The sequence below is a fragment of the Pseudomonas sp. LD120 genome, from assembly GCF_009861525.1.
Classification (GTDB): Bacteria; Pseudomonadota; Gammaproteobacteria; order Pseudomonadales; family Pseudomonadaceae; genus Aquipseudomonas.
On the sequence record NZ_WVHL01000005.1, the window covers coordinates 2,763,638 to 2,780,003 of the forward strand.

The 16,366-nt window shown below is 64.0% G+C and carries 17 protein-coding genes; 8 read left to right on the forward strand and 9 right to left on the reverse strand.

The features are described from left to right. Nucleotides 1-6: 6 nt before the first annotated feature. Together PLD_RS27085 and PLD_RS27090 are read right to left on the reverse strand one after the other, a co-directional pair. The gene (locus PLD_RS27085; RefSeq protein ID WP_159897751.1) at nucleotides 7-1,467 is read right to left on the reverse strand and encodes a 2-hydroxymuconic semialdehyde dehydrogenase; all 1,461 of its coding nucleotides are present in this window, start codon (nucleotides 1,465-1,467) and stop codon (nucleotides 7-9) included. Between the two features lie 165 nt (nucleotides 1,468-1,632). Then, nucleotides 1,633-2,580 carry a LysR substrate-binding domain-containing protein gene (locus PLD_RS27090; RefSeq protein WP_159897753.1) on the reverse strand — a complete coding sequence of 316 codons (948 nt, stop codon included), beginning with the start codon at nucleotides 2,578-2,580 and terminating at the stop codon, nucleotides 1,633-1,635. Nucleotides 2,581-2,793: 213 nt separating this feature from the next. On the opposite strand from PLD_RS27090, the gene PLD_RS27095 reads away from it, so the two are divergent. Genes PLD_RS27095 through mnmH form a run of 3 tightly spaced genes read left to right on the forward strand, consistent with a single transcriptional unit; the run spans nucleotide 2,794 to nucleotide 5,339 of the window. Beyond that, nucleotides 2,794-3,159 carry a DUF4440 domain-containing protein gene (locus tag PLD_RS27095; RefSeq protein WP_159897755.1) on the forward strand — a complete coding sequence of 122 codons (366 nt, stop codon included), beginning with the start codon at nucleotides 2,794-2,796 and terminating at the stop codon, nucleotides 3,157-3,159. 45 nt (nucleotides 3,160-3,204) lie between these two features. Continuing rightward, entirely contained in the window at nucleotides 3,205-4,239 is a 1,035-nt protein-coding gene (gene selD / locus PLD_RS27100) for a selenide, water dikinase SelD (RefSeq protein ID WP_159897756.1), read from the forward strand. After that, nucleotides 4,239-5,339 carry a tRNA 2-selenouridine(34) synthase MnmH gene (gene mnmH / locus PLD_RS27105; protein WP_159897758.1) on the forward strand — a complete coding sequence of 367 codons (1,101 nt, stop codon included), beginning with the start codon at nucleotides 4,239-4,241 and terminating at the stop codon, nucleotides 5,337-5,339. Before selD ends, mnmH begins: the two co-directional genes overlap by 1 nt. Nucleotides 5,340-5,391: 52 nt before the next feature. Here the strand turns inward: mnmH and PLD_RS27110 are convergent, their stop codons facing one another. The 5 genes from PLD_RS27110 to PLD_RS27130 form a co-directional block, all read right to left on the reverse strand. Then, nucleotides 5,392-5,733, reverse strand: coding sequence for a DUF3077 domain-containing protein (locus tag PLD_RS27110; protein ID WP_016964563.1), 342 nt, complete (start codon nucleotides 5,731-5,733; stop codon nucleotides 5,392-5,394). Nucleotides 5,734-6,192: 459 nt separating this feature from the next. Beyond that, entirely contained in the window at nucleotides 6,193-6,534 is a 342-nt protein-coding gene (locus tag PLD_RS27115; RefSeq protein ID WP_159897760.1) for a type II toxin-antitoxin system HicB family antitoxin, read from the reverse strand. Beyond that, nucleotides 6,531-6,782, reverse strand: coding sequence for a type II toxin-antitoxin system HicA family toxin (locus tag PLD_RS27120; RefSeq protein ID WP_019094202.1), 252 nt, complete (start codon nucleotides 6,780-6,782; stop codon nucleotides 6,531-6,533). Before PLD_RS27120 ends, PLD_RS27115 begins: the two co-directional genes overlap by 4 nt. A gap of 86 nt (nucleotides 6,783-6,868) precedes the next feature. Next, nucleotides 6,869-7,924, reverse strand: coding sequence for a permease (locus PLD_RS27125; protein ID WP_159897762.1), 1,056 nt, complete (start codon nucleotides 7,922-7,924; stop codon nucleotides 6,869-6,871). A 225-nt stretch (nucleotides 7,925-8,149) separates the two neighbouring features. Then, nucleotides 8,150-8,926 (reverse strand): IclR family transcriptional regulator, encoded by a 777-nt coding sequence (locus tag PLD_RS27130; protein ID WP_159897763.1) that lies wholly within the window; start codon nucleotides 8,924-8,926, stop codon nucleotides 8,150-8,152. Nucleotides 8,927-9,097: 171 nt separating this feature from the next. Here PLD_RS27130 and PLD_RS27135 point away from each other — a divergent pair, with 171 nt between their 5' ends. Genes PLD_RS27135 through PLD_RS27150 form a run of 4 tightly spaced genes read left to right on the forward strand, consistent with a single transcriptional unit; the run spans nucleotide 9,098 to nucleotide 12,614 of the window. After that, the gene (locus PLD_RS27135; RefSeq protein WP_159897765.1) at nucleotides 9,098-9,868 is read left to right on the forward strand and encodes an ABC transporter substrate-binding protein; all 771 of its coding nucleotides are present in this window, start codon (nucleotides 9,098-9,100) and stop codon (nucleotides 9,866-9,868) included. A gap of 60 nt (nucleotides 9,869-9,928) precedes the next feature. After that, a complete protein-coding gene (locus PLD_RS27140; protein WP_016964559.1) occupies nucleotides 9,929-10,585 on the forward strand; it encodes an amino acid ABC transporter permease in 657 nt (218 codons plus the stop codon). Next, nucleotides 10,582-11,328: an amino acid ABC transporter ATP-binding protein gene (locus tag PLD_RS27145; protein ID WP_159897767.1), complete on the forward strand. Its 747-nt coding sequence runs from the start codon at nucleotides 10,582-10,584 to the stop codon at nucleotides 11,326-11,328. The genes PLD_RS27140 and PLD_RS27145 overlap by 4 nt, the downstream gene beginning before the upstream one ends. Beyond that, nucleotides 11,325-12,614 carry an FAD-binding oxidoreductase gene (locus PLD_RS27150; protein ID WP_159897769.1) on the forward strand — a complete coding sequence of 430 codons (1,290 nt, stop codon included), beginning with the start codon at nucleotides 11,325-11,327 and terminating at the stop codon, nucleotides 12,612-12,614. Before PLD_RS27145 ends, PLD_RS27150 begins: the two co-directional genes overlap by 4 nt. Here PLD_RS27150 and PLD_RS27155 read toward each other — a convergent pair whose 3' ends face one another. Continuing rightward, nucleotides 12,615-13,289, reverse strand: a complete 675-nt coding sequence (locus PLD_RS27155) for a histidine phosphatase family protein (protein WP_159897771.1) — start codon at nucleotides 13,287-13,289, stop codon at nucleotides 12,615-12,617. A gap of 226 nt (nucleotides 13,290-13,515) precedes the next feature. Between PLD_RS27155 and PLD_RS27160 the strand changes: the two genes are divergently transcribed. Continuing rightward, a complete protein-coding gene (locus PLD_RS27160) occupies nucleotides 13,516-14,220 on the forward strand; it encodes a glutathione binding-like protein (RefSeq protein WP_159897773.1) in 705 nt (234 codons plus the stop codon). Between the two features lie 162 nt (nucleotides 14,221-14,382). Here the strand turns inward: PLD_RS27160 and PLD_RS27165 are convergent, their stop codons facing one another. Further along, the gene (locus tag PLD_RS27165) at nucleotides 14,383-15,633 is read right to left on the reverse strand and encodes an IS256 family transposase (RefSeq protein WP_159890008.1); all 1,251 of its coding nucleotides are present in this window, start codon (nucleotides 15,631-15,633) and stop codon (nucleotides 14,383-14,385) included. Nucleotides 15,634-16,366: the final 733 nt, after the last annotated feature.

Genomic DNA, 16,366 nt, shown 5'->3' on the forward strand with positions numbered 1-16,366 from the left:
TGCCCCTCAAGGGTTGACGCAGATGGTGGTGATCTCGGAGTAGAAATCCAGGGAGTGACGGCCGCCTTCGCGCCCCACGCCCGAAAGCCTTGTGCCGCCGAACGGCGTGCGCAGGTCGCGCAGGAACCAGGTGTTGACCCAGACCATGCCCACACGGAAGCGCCGCGACAGCTGATGGGCGCGCTTCAGATCACGGGTCCACAGGGCCGTGGCCAGGCCATAGGCCGAGTCGTTGACCCGGCGCAGCACTTCGTCCTCGGTGTCGAACGGGGCGATGTGGCAGACCGGGCCGAACACTTCTTCGCGCAGGCAACGGGCGTGGTCCGGCAGGTCGGTCCAGATCGTCGGCTGGACGTAGGCGCCCTGGTCCCGGGCATCGCCGAACTGCGGAATGCCGCCGCCGCTGACCAGGGTCGCGCCTTCCTCCAGGGCCAGTTGGAAGTAGCCCAGGACCTTGTCCCGGTGCTTGTGGGAAATCAGCGAACCCATGTTCACCCCGTCTTCATCGGGGTAGCCGATCTTCAACTGTTCGGCGCCGGCCTTGAGGGCCGCGACGAAGCGCTGGTAGATCGGCCGTTCGACGTAGACCCGCTCCGAGCACAGGCACACCTGCCCGGCGTTGGTGAAGCTTGCGCGCAGCACCCCGGCCACCGCGGCGTCGAAATCGCAGTCGGCGAACACCACCGCGGCGTTCTTGCCGCCCAGCTCGAAGGACACCTCGCGCACGCCTTCGGCGGCGGCTTTCATGATGGTGGCGCCGGTACGGGACTCACCGGTGAAGGTGATGGCGTCGACGTCGCGGTGGGCGGTGAGGAATTCCCCGGCCGAATTCGGCCCGAAGCCGTGCACCAGGTTGAACACGCCGGCCGGCACCCCAGCGTCGTGCATCACTTCGGCCAGCAGGGTGGCGCTGGAGGGGGTGTCCTCGGACGGCTTGACCACCACCGAGTTGCCGCAGGCCAGGGCCGGGGCGACTTTCCAGGTGAGCAGCAACAGCGGCAGGTTCCACGGCGAGATGATCGCCACCACGCCGTGGGGCTTGCGCACGCTGTAGCTGAACACGTCATTGCCGTCGGCGCCGCGCATCTCGAAGATTTCGCCGCCGGACTGGCGCAGCAGCTCGGCGAAGGTGCGGAAGTTGTGCACGGCCCGCGCCACATCCAGGGTGCGCGCCTGCTGCACCGGGCGCCCGGTGTCGGCGACTTCGGCGGCGACGAACGCCTCGAAACGCGCCTCGATGGCGGCGGCAATCCGTAGCAGCAGGTCGGCGCGCTGGCTAGCGCTGTAATCGGCCCAGGGGCCGGACTGCGCCGCCTTGGCCGCCGCCACGGCACGGTCCACCAGGGGGCGGTCGGCCTCGCAGACCTGGCCCAGCACACGGCCGTCGACCGGGGAGATATTGGCAAAGGTCTGGGGGCTGGCGACGAACTCGCCGTCGATGAAATGACGCAGCAGGGCAGTGGACACTTGAACCTCCGAAACATGGGTTTCGGGGCGAGTGTAGGAAGGCCTGATATCACTGAATAATCAAAAAATCGCTTCTTGGTATTGGTTTTTGGAATACATGGCGGGGCCTAAGGTCTGTTCACCGTTTGGTGACGAGCGCGTTGCTGGGCCAAACGGCAACAGACCTTACGCACTCGCCGATTCATCGCGGGCCAGCGCCAGGCATTGGCGAAACAAACGGGCGGCGGGGCCCAGGGTGCGCTGGGCGGCGAAGAAACAGCCGATGTCGCCGAACTGCAACGCCATGCCCAGATCGAAGGCCTTAAGCATGCCGGCCTGAGTGAATTGCAACGAGGCCTCGAAGGGCATCAGGGCCACGGTGCGCTGGTCCTGCATCAGGCTGATGTTGGTGAGGATCGACAAGGATTCAGCGACATTGTCCGGGGTCGACAGGCCGTTGTCGGCGAACAACCGGTCGGCGGTGCGCCGCAGCAGCGAGTCGCGGGTCGGCAGCACCCAGGGGTAGGCGTGCAGGTGTTCCAGGCTGACCGGCGTCTGCTGGTGCAACGGGTGGTGGACGCCGGCGACGATGCTCAAGTCCTCGCGGTACAGCACCTCGACCTCCAGCGCCTCGCTGCGCCGATGCCAGTCGTCCGGCACCCGGCCCACCACCAGGTCGACATCGCCCACCGCCAGCGCCGGGAACAACTGGTCCATCTGCCCGACCCGCAATGACACCAGCACCCCCGGCGCGCGCTGCTTGAGCAACTGGATGGCCCGGGGCAGCAGCGAGGTCGAGGCCGAGATCAGGGTGCCGACCATCACCTGCCCCGAGGTGCCTTCCTGGAAGGCGTTGACCTCGTCGGTCAGGGCCCGCAGTTCCGCCAGCAAGGACTTGGCCCGTTGCACCACCACCTGGCCCAGCTCGGTGGCGCTGACCCCACGGTTGCTGCGCACCAGCAGCGGCGCCTCGAAGTAGGACTCCAGTTCGTGAATGATCTTGGTCACCGCCGGCTGAGTCAGGTTCAGCGCCTGAGAGGCGCGCACCAGCGAGCCGCTTTGCAGCACCTGCTCGAACACCACCAACTGGTGGAACTTGAGCTTGCGGGCGATGGACTGGGGGGTGAATTTCATGGCGGGCTCCGTCAGCGTCTTGCCCTGGCCTCGGGTGAGGGTCGGGGGGGCGCTTTTGTGGGTATGAGGACAAGCGTGCCCGGGCAGGGCGCTGCAAGCCTAACCAAAGTCCGGCGCATTTGCTTGGTTCAAGCGCTAGCGCAAGTGTCCTGCCTTGAGGGGCTGGGCGCGGATGCTAGAGTGCGCCACTGATCCGCCGCCTTGGGAGTGACCATGGAATTGTCCGACCACCTGTTGATGCTCGAACGCCAACTGCAACAAGCCGAAGTGCGCGCTGATCGCCAGGCACTGGACGCCTTGCTGGCCGATGACTTTCTCGAATTCGGCGCCAGCGGCGGACGTTGGGACAAGGCCCAGGTACTGCACAGCCTGCCGCAGCAGGATTTCATCGAACGGCGGATCAGCGAGTTTGCGCTGCAGCGCCTGGCGGCTGATCTGGCCCAGGTCACCTACCTGAGCCATAACGCCGCAGCCGGTGGGCGTGCGCCCAGCAGCGCCTGGCGCAGTTCGCTGTGGCGCTGCCGCGAAGGGCGCTGGCAGATGCTGTTCCACCAGGGCACGCCCCGGCCCGGGGCCTGACCCCCTCTGCTAGAATCCTGCGTCCCGAACTTGACGAGGTGCCCCATGAGCGAGCCGATTCGCCTGACCCAGTACAGCCACGGAGCCGGCTGCGGCTGCAAGATTTCACCCCAGGTGTTGGAGGTGATTCTGGCCGGCAGCGGGGCGCAGAACCTCGACCCGAAACTCTGGGTCGGCAACGCCTCGCGCGATGACGCGGCGGTCTACGCCATCGACGAAGAACGCGGCGTGGTCTCCACCACCGACTTCTTCATGCCCATTGTTGACGACCCCTTCGACTTCGGCCGCATCGCCGCCACCAACGCCATCAGCGATATCTACGCCATGGGCGGCGACCCGCTGATGGCGATCGCCATTCTCGGCTGGCCGGTGAACGTGCTGGCCCCGGAAATCGCCCGGGAAGTGATCCGTGGCGGCCGCGCCGTGTGCGACGCGGCGGGCATTCCCCTGGCGGGCGGCCATTCCATCGACGCGCCGGAGCCGATCTTCGGTCTGGCGGTCACCGGGCTGGTGGAAAAACGCTTTATGAAACGCAACGACACGGCCACCGCCGGCTGCCTGCTGTACCTGACCAAGCCCCTGGGGATCGGCGTGCTCACCACCGCCGAGAAAAAGGGCAAGCTGCGCGACGCCGACATCGGCCTGGCCCGCGACTGGATGTGCACCCTGAACAAGCCCGGCAGCCGTTTCGGCAAGCTCGAAGGGGTGACCGCGATGACCGACGTCACCGGTTTCGGCCTGCTCGGGCACCTGGTGGAAATGGCCGATGGCAGCGGCCTCACCGCGCGCATTCACTACGACCGCGTTCCGCGCCTGCCAGGGGTTGAGTACTACCTGGATCAGGGCTGCGTGCCCGGCGGCACCTTGCGCAACTACAGCAGCTACGCCGAGAAAATCGGCCGGGTTCAGGAGCTGCACAAACGCGTGCTCTGCGATCCACAGACCAGTGGCGGCCTGCTCGTAGCGGTGACCCCGCAAGGCAATGCCGAGTTCCTCGCCCTGGCGGCGGAGCTGGGCCTGGAACTGGCGCCCATCGGTGAACTGGTGGAGCGACAGAGCCACGCGGTCGAGGTGTGCTGATGCCTCTGGACTGCACCGACTACCGCGAGATCTTCCTCAACGACCGGCCGATGATGGACACCCGGGCGCCGATCGAATTCACCAAGGGCGCCTTTCCCGGGGTGCTCAACCTGCCACTGATGACTGACCAGGAACGCCAGCGGGTCGGCACCTGCTACAAGCAGCAGGGGCAGCAGGCGGCCATCGTGCTCGGCCATCAACTGGTGTCCGGCGACATCAAGCAACAGCGCGTCCAGGCCTGGGCCGACTTCGCCCGGGCCCACCCCAACGGCCTGCTGTACTGCTTCCGTGGCGGTCTGCGCTCGCAGATCGTCCAGCAGTGGCTCAGGGACGCGGGCATCGACTACCCGCGGGTTGGCGGCGGTTACAAGGCCATGCGCAGCTTCCTGCTGGACACCACCGAACAGGCGTTGCAGCAGTGTGATTTCGTCCTGTTGGGGGGCATGACCGGCACCGGCAAGACCGAAGTGCTGGGCCAGCTGGACAACGCCCTGGACCTGGAAGGCCACGCCAACCACCGCGGCTCCAGCTTCGGCCGCCGCGCCACCGGACAGCCAAGCAACATCGACTTCGAAAACCGTCTGGCGGTGGACCTGCTGAAAAAGCGTGAGCGCGGCGTGCAGGCTTTTGTCCTGGAAGACGAAAACCGCATGATCGGCAGCTGCGCCTTGCCGCTGCCGCTGTACCAGAGCATGCAGGGCCTGCCCATGGTCTGGCTGGAAGACCGCCTCGACAGCCGGGTGCAGCGCATCCTTGACGATTACGTGGTCAACCTCAGCGCCGAGTTCGTGGCCGTGCATGGCGAGGAAGGTTTTGCCCTGTTTGCCGAACGCCTGCTGGAAAGCCTGAACAAGATCCACAAGCGCCTGGGGGGCGAGCGTCACCAGCGCCTGTTCCTGCTGATGGAAGCGGCCCTGGCGGAACAGGCCCGCAGCGGCGACGTGGAGCTGCACCGGGCCTGGATCGAAGGCTTGCTGGGTGAATACTACGACCCGATGTACGCCTTCCAGCGCGAGAGCAAGGGCGCGCGGATCGAGTTCAGCGGCGAGCACGGCGCCGTGCTCGATTACCTGCGCCAGCGCCAGCCGCCATCGCGCTAGCGCTCAATAACCCGCGCGCTCGCAACACCTGAGCGCGCGGTGTGCGTGGGCGTCAGCCGGCAGGGCGTGGACGGTCGAGCAAGGCCTCGACCACCGCCCGGGCCATTTCCACGGAATGCACCATGGACCAGATCAGGCCGCGTTCGATGCCGCTGGCGCGCTCGGTGATTTCATCGGACACCTCCTCGGCGCACTTGAGCAGCAGGGCGACGTGCCTCAGGGCCTCTTCAGCGCTGACCCCGGCTTGCACGCTGAACAGGGTATTGCCCTGGGCATCGCGCAGGCCGAATGGGCGTGCCTGGGTCGGTTTCAGTGCGCTGAGCAGGTTGGCGTTGGCGCGATCCAGCTCGGGGTCGCGCAGTGGGCGGGGTGGATCGGGGACGAGCTTTTTCATTGGGGTACCTACGACTCTAAGGTTAAGTAGAGCCGCCGGTCTCGCTTCCACACGAGAGGGTGGCAGCCGTGCGTGGGTGTGGAAGACCGGGGAGTCTTTTGGTACCCAAAACCCGGCGCACCCGAAGGTGCCCCACGCATGGCCGCCATAACACGTATCCGCAGGCGCAAAGCGTCGGCAGGCGCGTTGAAGCGTTGTACCTATGACCCTTCCGGACTTCCACATCCGAGTCGCTGATGGTGCAGCGACCGTGGGAGACTGCCTGACGAACACCAAGGGCACAAGCCGCTCAAAGGCGTTGGCGATTCTCTCGGACAAGCCTTACAAAACAAAGCGAAAACTCTGGTTTCGGGAATGGCATTCCCTGATCAATTTGTTTCAAGACGATGCGGGGGGCATGCGGGAATTTCCATTGGAGGCCAGCACTCAACGAACGCCAGAACCTCCACGAGATACCGATCAGTGGTGATGTTGCAGGTATTCGTTCAGCGCCTGACGGGTCAGATCGTTCAACGATACATTCTGCCGGGTGGCGGCCACGGCAGCCGCTAGATGAAGGTCGTGGCCTACCCGAACGTTGAACGAGCCTTTGCAGGGGATTTCTGGAGCTGTGCCCGATTGCTCACAGGTTTCCAGATAGTCGTCTACTGCCTCTTTGAAGGCGGCTTCGAGTTCAGCCACGGTCTGCCCTTCATAGCTAACCAGGGCCCTTATGAACTGAAGTTTGCCAAAGAGGCAATTGTCCTCGGTACTGACTTCGATAGAGCCGAAATAGCCCTTGTACTGCAGTAAGTTGTTCACGGTATGAGACCTCCCGATTTCAGTTGCTCGATCACTTGGCGGCGTATGTAGGCCTTAAGCTCATTACCGGGGTGCGGTTTGTGCAGGTTGATCATTGCGCCTGGATCGCCATTGTCGAATTTTACCCGGCTGCCTGAGCCCTCCAACGGTGTGTAGCCCAGGCGCTTGAGGAGAGTGACCAGTTCCTGCCAGGAAAAGGTCCCCCGGTCGTTGAGTAACTTGGCGAGAAGCTTATCGTTCTTGGACACGGCATCCTCTTTTTTTGCGACTAAATTTAGTTGCGTAATTCAAGGGTGTCAATGTGAGTCACTTATAAGCTTCGACCACCAGGGTTCTACAACAACACCGCACCCATCAACCCGCAGACAATCCCCACCAGCATGGTCAGCACGGCCACGGTCACCAGCACTCGGGCATCGAAGTCTTTGCGCAGCATCAGCAGCGACGGCAGGCTGATGCTCGGCAGGGTCATCAGCAGGGCCACCGCCGGGCCTGTACCCAAACCCAGGGTCATCATGGTCTGGACGATGGGAATCTCTGCCGCTGTAGGGATCACGAACAGGGTTCCGGCAATCGCCAGCGGCACCAGCCACCACAGGCTGTCACCCATGGCGCCGTCGATATGGGGGAACAGCCAGACCCGCGCCGCGCCCAACACCAGTACCGCCAGCACGTAGATCGGAATGGTGCTCCAGAACAGTTGCCACAGGGTCTTGCCCCAGCGGCTGAGGAACGGCTGGTCGTTCACCGCGCTGGCTTCCACCACCGCATCCACCGCGGCTTCCGGCAGTTGCTCGGGGCCGGCGACCCGCTGCGCCACCAGGGACACGCCCAGCACCAGGACGATGCCCGCCACCAGGCGCAAGGCGGAAAAGCCCCAGCCCAGGACAAAGCCCATGAACACCAGGGTCGCCGGGTTGAGCACCGGGTTGGCGATCCAGAACGCCAGGGCCGCACCTACCGACACCTTCTGCCGGCGCAGGCCAGCAGCCACCGGCGCGGCGCAGCAGGAACACATCATGCCCGGCAAGGCGAACAGCCCACCGCGCAGGGTCGAGCCAAAACCGGCGCGGCCGAACAGGCGCAGCAGCCAGTCCCGGGGAATCAATACCTGCAACAGGGAACCCAAGATCACCGCCAGCACCGCGGCTTTCCAGATGGCCAGGAAGTACACCTGGGAATAGGCCAGGGCGGCGCTCCAGGGCGAGCTTGGCTGATCGTTGAGGATCGACGCGCCGATGCTGTGGCTGTCGGCGGCGACAAAGGCCTTGAGGTAGTAGGGCGACCACTTCACGTAATACAGGCCGATGGCGGCGACCAGCAGGAACAACAGGGGTTTGCACCAGAACGCCCAGCCGCGAGCGGGCTGGGTAGAGGCGAGGTTGGACATGAAGGGAATTCCGCACAAGACAATAAGCGCGAATTGTAGCCGCTGGCGCCGCTGCGCCGCGAACCGATCTCGTCCGGCCTTGCCTGGCGATCCCCCGTCGGAGCGCTGTCGGCCTTGAGAGCGTCGCGTCCCTACGGGCCGTTCGCAGCCTGCGGCAGCGGCTACACAAATCCCTGATCGGCACTGGCCCTGTAGCCGCTGCCGAGCGGCAGCGGGGAGCGATTTTCAGAGGGTGCGAATTGAGGTACGGATGGCCCGGGCGCATTCGATCACCGAGGGCGCGAGCTTGCGTTCGGCTTCTTCCAGGGTCCAGCGGCTGCTGGGCACCACCACGTGCACCGCGGCCACCGGCAGGCCCTGGCTGCCGAGGATCGGCGCGGCAATGCTCATGTCCCCCAGGAACAGCTCCTCGGGGTTCAGGGCGTAGCCGCGACGCTGGGTGGCGTCGATCTCGCGCTGGATGTCCGCCAGTTCGGTCAGGGTGTGCCGGGTGTGGGCCTTGCGCTCGCTGGCTTCGAGAATCTGTGTGGCCTCGGCGGCGGGCAGGGCGCTGAGGTAGGCGCGGCCCGAGCCGGTGCAGTACATCGGGATACGGCTGCCGATGGGCATGTGGATAGGGATGAACTTGGGGGCCACGAAGCGCGCCACATAGACCATGTCCAGGCCATCGGGCTCGGTGAGGTTGGTGGTTTCCCCGGTGACCTGGGTCAGCTCGGCGAGGAAGGGGTTGGCCACGTCCACCAGGGTGTCGGCGGCCAGGTAGTTGTAGCCGATCTCCATCACCCGCGGGGTCAGTTGGAAGCGCTTGGTCTGCGGGTGCTTACGCACGTAGCCCAGCTGTTCCAGGGTGTGGATCATGCGCTGCGCCGAGCTTTTGTTGATGTCGGCGGCCGCGGCGATTTCCGCCAGGTTCATGGTCCGTTGCGCGGCGTTGAAGGCCCGTAGCACTGCCAGGCCCTTCTCCAGTGACTGGTTGAAAAGGGAGTTGTTGTTATCGCTCATGACCAGTCCTTTCAGGCTATTTTGTGTTTTAAATATCGATATTCGATATTTATAAATCTCTTTACGATTTTTGTAAATTGTTTATAGTCGGGCTCATGCCTCCTGCCTTCCACACCAGAGGCTATCCATCACGGACTTCAAACAATAAAACCGTCCAATGGGAGATTCGTCATGCACACACGCACCTGCGTCCTTGCACCCGCTGTTTTCGCATTCTGTTGCGCCCTTGGCCTGGGCCTTTCGGCGTCGGCCCAGGCCGAGCCGCTGTACAAGGTCGGGGCCACCGCCACCGGCATTCCCTTCACCTTTCTTGACGTCAAGAGCCAGAGCATCGAGGGCATGATGATCGATGCCGCCCGGGCCGTGGGCAAGGCTGGCGGTTTCGCCGTGGACATCCAGCAGACCACCTTCGCCGCGCTGATCCCGTCCCTGACCTCGAACAAGATCGACATCATCTCCGCCGCCATGCTGCGCACCCCGGTGCGCGAGAAAGTGGTGCAGTACTCCGATCCGGTGTTCAGTTACGGCGAGGGCCTGATCGTCAAGGCCGACGACACCGGCGACTACCGCCGCATGGAAGACCTGGCCGGGGAAATCGTCGGCGCCCAGGTCGGCACGGTGTTTATCGACGAGTTGAACCAGCGCGGGATCTTCAAGGAAGTGCGCGGCTACGACTCGATTCCCGATTTGATGCGCGACTTGGCCCTGGGGCGGATCAAGGCCGGTTTCGCCGACCGGCCGATCCTCGCCTACCAATTGGCCCAGGGCACCCAGAACAAGGTGCGGCTGGTCAAGGGCTACCAGCCGGTGGTCATGGGCGATGTCTGCCTGATCGTGCGCAAGGGCGATGCCCAGACCCTGGCCGAGGTCAATCGCGGGATCGCCGTGATCAAGGCCGACGGCACCCTGGAGCGCATCATCGAGCACTGGAAGCTCAACTGATCCAGTCGCGACCCGGCGCCTGGCCCGGGTCCCTTTCCAGCTGATTAAACGGGTCTCTCCATGTTTCTCCAGAACGCTCTGGACTTCCTGCCCATTCTGTTGAAAGGCGCAGTGGTCACCCTGCAGGTCACCGTTGGCTCATTCGTGCTCAGTTCACTGATCGGCCTGGTCTTCGCCTTGATGATGGTGTCCAAGGTGCGCTCGGTGGCGTTGTTCGCCATCGGCGTGGTCAACGTCATTCGTGGGCTGCCGATCATCGTCCAGCTGTTTTACATCTACTTCGTGCTGCCGGATTTCGGCATCCAGCTCAGCGCCATGCAGGCCGGGGTGATCGGCCTGGGCATAGCCTACTCGGCGTACCAGGCGGAAAACTTCCGCGCCGGCATCCAGGCCATCCACCAGGGGCAGATCGAGGCCGCCGAATCCATCGGCATGCGCGGGCCGATGATCATGCGCCGGGTGGTGCTGCCCCAGGCCCTGCGCATCGCCTTGCCGCCCTATGGCAACACCCTGGTGATGATGCTCAAGGACTCGTCCCTGGTGTCGACCATCACCGTGGCCGAGATGACCCGGGCCGGGCAGCTGATCGCCTCCTCGACCTTCGAGAACATGACCGTCTACACCCTGGTGGCCTTGCTCTACCTGGCCCTGAGCCTGCCGCTGTCCTTTGCCCTGCGCCGCCTGGAGGCGCGCATCAGCACCCGGAGAAAGCCATGATCCAGATCAAGGGCGTACACAAGAGCTTTGGCAACGTGGCGGTGCTCGAAGGCATCGACCTACAGGTGCGCAGCGGTGAAGTGGTGTGCCTGATCGGGCCTTCCGGGTCCGGCAAGTCGACCCTGCTGCGCTGCATCAACGGCCTGGAAAGCTACGAGCAGGGCGAGATCCTGGTGAGCGGGGCGCGGGTCGACCGGCAGGCCAAGAGCATCCATGAACTGCGCACCCGAGTGGCCATGGTGTTCCAGCGCTTCAACCTGTTCCCCCATCGCACGGCGTTGCAGAACGTCACCGAGGGGCCGATCTACGTCAAGAAACAGGACCCCCGGCAGGCACGCCTGCGGGCCGAGGCCCTGCTGGAAAAGGTCGGCCTGGCCCATCGCATGCACGCCTACCCGGACGAGCTCTCCGGCGGCCAGCAGCAACGGGTGGCGATCGCCCGGGCGCTGGCCATGGACCCGGAGGCGATTCTCTTCGACGAGCCGACCTCGGCCCTGGACCCGGAACTGGTGGGCGAGGTGCTGGCGGTGATGCGCAAGCTGGCCGACGAGGGCATGACCATGATCGTGGTCACCCATGAAATGGGCTTTGCCCAGGACGTGGCGGATCAGGTGTGCTTCCTCCACAGCGGGCGCATCGTCGAGGCCGGCCCGGCCCGAACCGTGCTCAGCACCCCGAGCCACCCGCGCACCCAGGACTTCCTGCGGCGCTTGCTCAACCAGGGCGCGGAGGTGCAGGCATGAGCGCGTCCCAGACCCTGCGCATGCCGCCCTCGCTGTGGGCGGCCACGGCCAGGCCGGCCGAGCACACCCCGGCCCTGGCCGAGGACCGGGAGGTCGATGTGGCGATTGTCGGCGCCGGCTACACCGGCCTGGTGAGCGCCCTGCGCCTGGCCCAGAGCGGTGCCAGCGTCTGTGTGCTGGATGCCGGCGAGCCCGGCTGGGGCGCCTCCGGGCGCAACGGCGGGCAGGTGATCCCCGGGCTCAAGTTCGACCCCGAGCAACTGCTGGCCAAGTTCGGCCCGGTACAGGGCCAGGCGCTGATCGAAGCCGTGGGCTCGGCGGCCGATGAAGTGTTCGAGCTGATCAAGGAACACGGCATTCGCTGCGACGCCACGCGCAAGGGCTGGATCCAGCCGGCGTTTTCCGGCGCTGCGATGCACACCCTGGAGCAGCGCGCCGAGCAGTGGCGCCAGCGCGGCGTGGCCGTGGAGTTGCTGGACAAGGCGGCGGTGAGCCAGCGCATCGGCAGCTCGCAATACCTGGGCGGCTGGGTCGACCCGCGGGCCGGCAGCCTGCACCCGCTGAACTACGCCCGGGGCCTGGCCCGGGTGGCGATGGGGCTGGGGGTGAGCATTCACGGCCAGAGCCGGGTGCGGCAACTGCGGCGCGACGGCGGGCGCTGGACCCTGGAGACCGACCGCGGCGCGCGGGTGCGCGCCTCGAAGGTGCTGCTGGCGACCAATGGCTACACCGACGACCTGTGGCCGGGGCTGCGCCAGACGGTGATCGCCGCCAACAGTTTCATCATCGCCACCCGGCCACTGCCGGCCGAGCTGCGCCAGAGCATCCTGCCTGGCGGCGAGGTGTGTTCCGATGCCCGGCGCCTGCTGCTGTATTTCAAGCAGGATGCCCAGGGGCGCCTGCTGCTGGGCGGGCGCGGACCGTTTTCCGAGCCGCGCCGGGATGCCGATTGGAACCACCTGGAGCGCTCGTTGCTGAACCTGTTTCCGCAATTGGCGGGCATCCCCATCGAGTACCGCTGGAGCGGGCGCGTGGCCCTGACCCCGAATTTTCTGCCGCAGTTGCATGAGCCGGCGCCGGGGCTGTCGATTCTGCTGGGCTACAACGGGCGCGGCATTGCCTTGTCGACCCTGCTGGGCAAGCACCTGGCGGCGCGGCTGACGGGAGCGGGGCAGGGCTTTCCGTTCCCGGTCACGCCGTTGCGGCCGATTCCGTTGCACGGCCTGCAACGCCTCTACCTGGGCGCGGGGATCGCCTGGTACCGGTTGCTCGACGCCCTGGGCTGATCAGCTCGGGCAATCCTGCTCGCCGCCGTCCAGGCCCTGCTTGTAGCTCTGGCTGTGCAGGCTGGCCTTGCCGTTGCGCCAGGTCAGGGTCAGCACGTACAGCGAGTCGAAGTCGCTGGAGGCCCAGTCTTCGGTGATCGCGCGTTTTTCGCCCACGGCCTCTTCGGCGACCTTGTTGATCAGCTCCGGCAGGTAGCCGTGGGACCAGGCGGTGTAGACGATGGCGTTGTGATAGCGGTCGTGGAGCAACTCCCGCGCCAGGTCATGGGTGTCGTTGGCAGCAAAATCGATGTTCACCGGCAGGCCGAGCTTGATGGCGCTGGGGCTGATGGTCATCAGCGGGCGGATGTAGCTGTAGGCGTTGTCCAGCTCGCCTTCCTCGACATTGCGCGTCGGGTCGGCGGCGAACACGTACTGCGCCTTGCCGAATTTTTCCGGCAGCAGCGAGGCCAGGTCGATGGCGCGGTTCAGGCCCTGGCAGTTGAGCTGGCCGAGGCCGCCGGCGGGCTTTTCCGCATGGCGCAGGAACACCAGGGTCTGGGTGCCGTCCGCCGGTTGTGCACGACTGACGCTGGACTCAAGCGACAGGCACAGGGCGCTGCCCAGCAACAGGGCGGGCAACGGCAGGTAGCGGCGATCTTTGAAGTGACGGGCAAGGCGGCGGAGCAGCTTCATGGGGGGGCGATTCTTCGGGGTAATGAGGCGCGGCTGACAAACCGCTGTTTCCTGTCATCGAGCGTGGCCTGTCGCGGCCGTGGTTTCTGAGTCCTTGTATGGCATTTGGTTCGATTGTCTGCAGCTTAAGCGCCGCATGTTGCCGATTTAAGAAAGCCCGGCGGATAATCCTCCGCCGTTGCCCATCTGTGGCGTCGCCCCCTTTGATTGAGACTGGAAGCCTGTCATGAGCGATCTTTCCGCCTTTGCCGTTACCCAGAAATGGCCTGCGCAATTTCCCGAGTGGATTCAGTTGTACTCGTTGCCGACCCCCAACGGGGTGAAGGTCTCGATCATGCTCGAAGAGATCGGCCTGCCTTACGAGGCCCACCGGGTCAGCTTCGAGACTCAGGATCAGATGACCCCGGAGTTCCTCAGCGTCAGCCCGAACAACAAGATCCCGGCGATTCTCGATCCCCATGGTCCTGGCGACCAGCCGCTGGCGTTGTTCGAATCGGGGGCGATCCTGATTTACCTGGCGGACAAGAGCGGGCAGTTGCTGGCCCAGGAATCGGCGGCGCGTTATGAAACCCTCCAGTGGCTGATGTTCCAGATGGGCGGCATCGGGCCGATGTTCGGGCAGGTGGGGTTCTTCCACAAATTCGCCGGCAAGGACTACGAGGACAAGCGGCCGCTGGAGCGTTATGTGAACGAGGCCAAGCGGTTGCTGGGGGTGTTGGACAAGCACCTGGAGGGGCGCGAGTGGATCATGGGCGAGCGCTACACCATTGCCGATATTGCGACCTTTCCGTGGATTCGGAATTTGGTCGGGTTTTATGAGGCGGGCGGGTTGGTGGGGTTTGATAGCTTCCCGCAGGTGCAGCGGGTGCTGGCCAAGTTTGTGGCGCGGCCGGCGGTGATCCGTGGGTTGGAGATTCCCAAGGTGGTTTGAGGTGTTTTTTTAGGGGCGCGAAGGGGGGCATCTTCGGTATTGCGGGTGTGGCGGCTGGCGGTTTTGTCTTTAGGGTGCTGTGCCGCGGGGTACATATCCATGGGACTGTCATATTTTTTGTGTGCGGGCCGGTAACGGCCTGCCGCTAGGCAGGCCATGCTTTTACCAGGTCGGCCTGATAAATCGATCTCCGTACAAAATCGCAAACTGATTCATCGCACTTTTCCAATCATGCGCCGCTGAGCCCCAGTTCGCTGTGATGTTGCGCAGCCCCAGCCAGATCAGTTTGGTCGCCGCATCATCGTTCGGGAAGTGGCCACGGGTTTTTATGATCTTGCGTAACTGGGCGTTGATGCTCTCGATGGCATTGGTGGTATAGATCACTTTCCGGATGGCGGGTGGGAAGACAAAGAACGGAATAACTCGATCCCACGCCCGTCGCCAGGCAGCCACCACCGTTGGATATTGCTTACCCCAGGGCCCGTTTTCAAACTCATCCAGCGCCTGTTCAGCAGCTTCGGCGTTAACTGCCTGATAGATCGGCTTGAGGGCCTTGGCCAGGGCTCTACGTTTGTCCCAGGCCGCATAGTCGAGGCTATTGCGGATCAGGTGCACGATGCAGGTCTGCAGCGTTGTGTCCGGGAACACCGCACTGAGCGCCTCTGGCATGCCTTTAAGGCCGTCGGTCACAGCAATCAGCACGTCCTCGACGCCACGGGTCTTGAGGTCGTTGAACACCTTCATCCAGAACTTCGCGCCTTCGGTGTTCTCGATCCAGATGCCCAGAATATCGCGGGTGCCATCGGGCAAAACGCCCAGCGCCAAGTAGACCGCCTTGTTACGAACCAAGCCTTCTTCGCGGATTTTGACTCGCAGCGCATCAAAGAAAATGACCGGATACATCGGCTCCAGCGGGCGCTGCTGCCAGGCACCAATCTCTTCCATGACCTCATCGGTCACGGAGCTGATGAAGTCATGTGATACGTCCGTTCCGTACTGCTCGGAAAGAAAGGCCCGGATCTCCCTAACCGTCATCCCGCGGGCATACATGGCGATGATCTTGTCGTCGAAACCGGTGTAACGGCGCTCGTGCTTGGGAATCAGAATGGGCGAAAAGCTGCCATCCCGGTCACGAGGAATATCAAGCCGTAGCGGGCCATCACCGGTGAGTACCGTCTTAGCGCTCTTGCCATTGCGCAGGTTGGTTTCATCCTCCGGCCGCTGTGCGCCCGGAGGATAGCCCAGGTGATGACCCAGCTCAGCATTCAGGGCTCGCTCAATCAGCGCCTTCTTGAACGCTGCAGAGGCTTCTTCGATGGCTTCTGCGGTCATCAGCGGAGCAGCGGAAAACTGCTCAAGCAGCTCTTTCGGAACCTTTGGTAACTCTCGAAGCGGTTTTTTTTTGGTTGGCATACATGCACCTCTTACTCATGGTATGCCCGAACACAAAATTTCTGACAGTCTCATATCCATTGCTGCGGTCATGGCCACTTAGGGTTTCGCACTTACGGCGACTCACTTTTGTCAAACGACACAAAAGTAAGCAAAAAGTCTTGCCCCTCCATACGGCCCCTCGCTGGGGCTCGGGGTGCCCTCGCTTCGGCATTGCTCCGGGGGCTCGCCGCCACAGGCCATCCATGGCCTGATGGCGGCTAGCTCAGCATCCATGCCGAGCTGCCCCCTACGCAACGCCTGCTGGGAAGGGGCCTGAAGATCAAGATCAAAAGCCAAGGTGCGCAGGCCGGCTACAGAGTATGTGCGTTCTGTAGCCGCTGCTGAGCCTGCGAAGCTGCGAAAAGGTCCGCAGGACCTTCAGCCCTCCCAAGAGCAACGTCGCCCAGTGAAGGACAAATGAAACAAGGCCGGCCGGTAGGCCGCCGTCAGATTTTGATCTTGATCTGGTTTTTGATCTTCCTGCCCCCTTAGACACGATGGCCGAACGCAGGCATTGAGCCGTGGGTAACCCGGCAGGACGCCGGGTTAGCCGCCATCCGGCCATGGATGGCCGGTGGCGGCGGCCCACGGATCAATGCCGGAGTGAGGGCATGCCTCGCTATGCGAGGCACCGAGTGGAGGGGCAGAAGCGTTTTGCTCACCTTTTGCGCTTTTCAAAAGTGAGTCGCTGTAAGAGCGAAACCGCCAGCGG

What these genes read in the sequence shown, in the direction of transcription:
- PLD_RS27090 (WP_159897753.1), bottom strand. Translation starts at nt 2,580, where the DNA reads ATGAAATTCACCCCCCAGTCCATCGCCCGCAAGCTCAAGTTCCACCAG.
- PLD_RS27095 (WP_159897755.1), top strand. Translation starts at nt 2,794, where the DNA reads ATGGAATTGTCCGACCACCTGTTGATGCTCGAACGCCAACTGCAACAA.
- selD (WP_159897756.1), top strand. Translation starts at nt 3,205, where the DNA reads ATGAGCGAGCCGATTCGCCTGACCCAGTACAGCCACGGAGCCGGCTGC.
- mnmH (WP_159897758.1), top strand. Translation starts at nt 4,239, where the DNA reads ATGCCTCTGGACTGCACCGACTACCGCGAGATCTTCCTCAACGACCGG.
- PLD_RS27110 (WP_016964563.1), bottom strand. Translation starts at nt 5,733, where the DNA reads ATGAAAAAGCTCGTCCCCGATCCACCCCGCCCACTGCGCGACCCCGAG.
- PLD_RS27125 (WP_159897762.1), bottom strand. Translation starts at nt 7,924, where the DNA reads ATGTCCAACCTCGCCTCTACCCAGCCCGCTCGCGGCTGGGCGTTCTGG.
- PLD_RS27130 (WP_159897763.1), bottom strand. Translation starts at nt 8,926, where the DNA reads ATGAGCGATAACAACAACTCCCTTTTCAACCAGTCACTGGAGAAGGGC.
- PLD_RS27135 (WP_159897765.1), top strand. Translation starts at nt 9,098, where the DNA reads ATGCACACACGCACCTGCGTCCTTGCACCCGCTGTTTTCGCATTCTGT.
- PLD_RS27140 (WP_016964559.1), top strand. Translation starts at nt 9,929, where the DNA reads ATGTTTCTCCAGAACGCTCTGGACTTCCTGCCCATTCTGTTGAAAGGC.
- PLD_RS27145 (WP_159897767.1), top strand. Translation starts at nt 10,582, where the DNA reads ATGATCCAGATCAAGGGCGTACACAAGAGCTTTGGCAACGTGGCGGTG.
- PLD_RS27150 (WP_159897769.1), top strand. Translation starts at nt 11,325, where the DNA reads ATGAGCGCGTCCCAGACCCTGCGCATGCCGCCCTCGCTGTGGGCGGCC.
- PLD_RS27155 (WP_159897771.1), bottom strand. Translation starts at nt 13,289, where the DNA reads ATGAAGCTGCTCCGCCGCCTTGCCCGTCACTTCAAAGATCGCCGCTAC.
- PLD_RS27160 (WP_159897773.1), top strand. Translation starts at nt 13,516, where the DNA reads ATGAGCGATCTTTCCGCCTTTGCCGTTACCCAGAAATGGCCTGCGCAA.
- PLD_RS27165 (WP_159890008.1), bottom strand. Translation starts at nt 15,633, where the DNA reads ATGCCAACCAAAAAAAAACCGCTTCGAGAGTTACCAAAGGTTCCGAAA.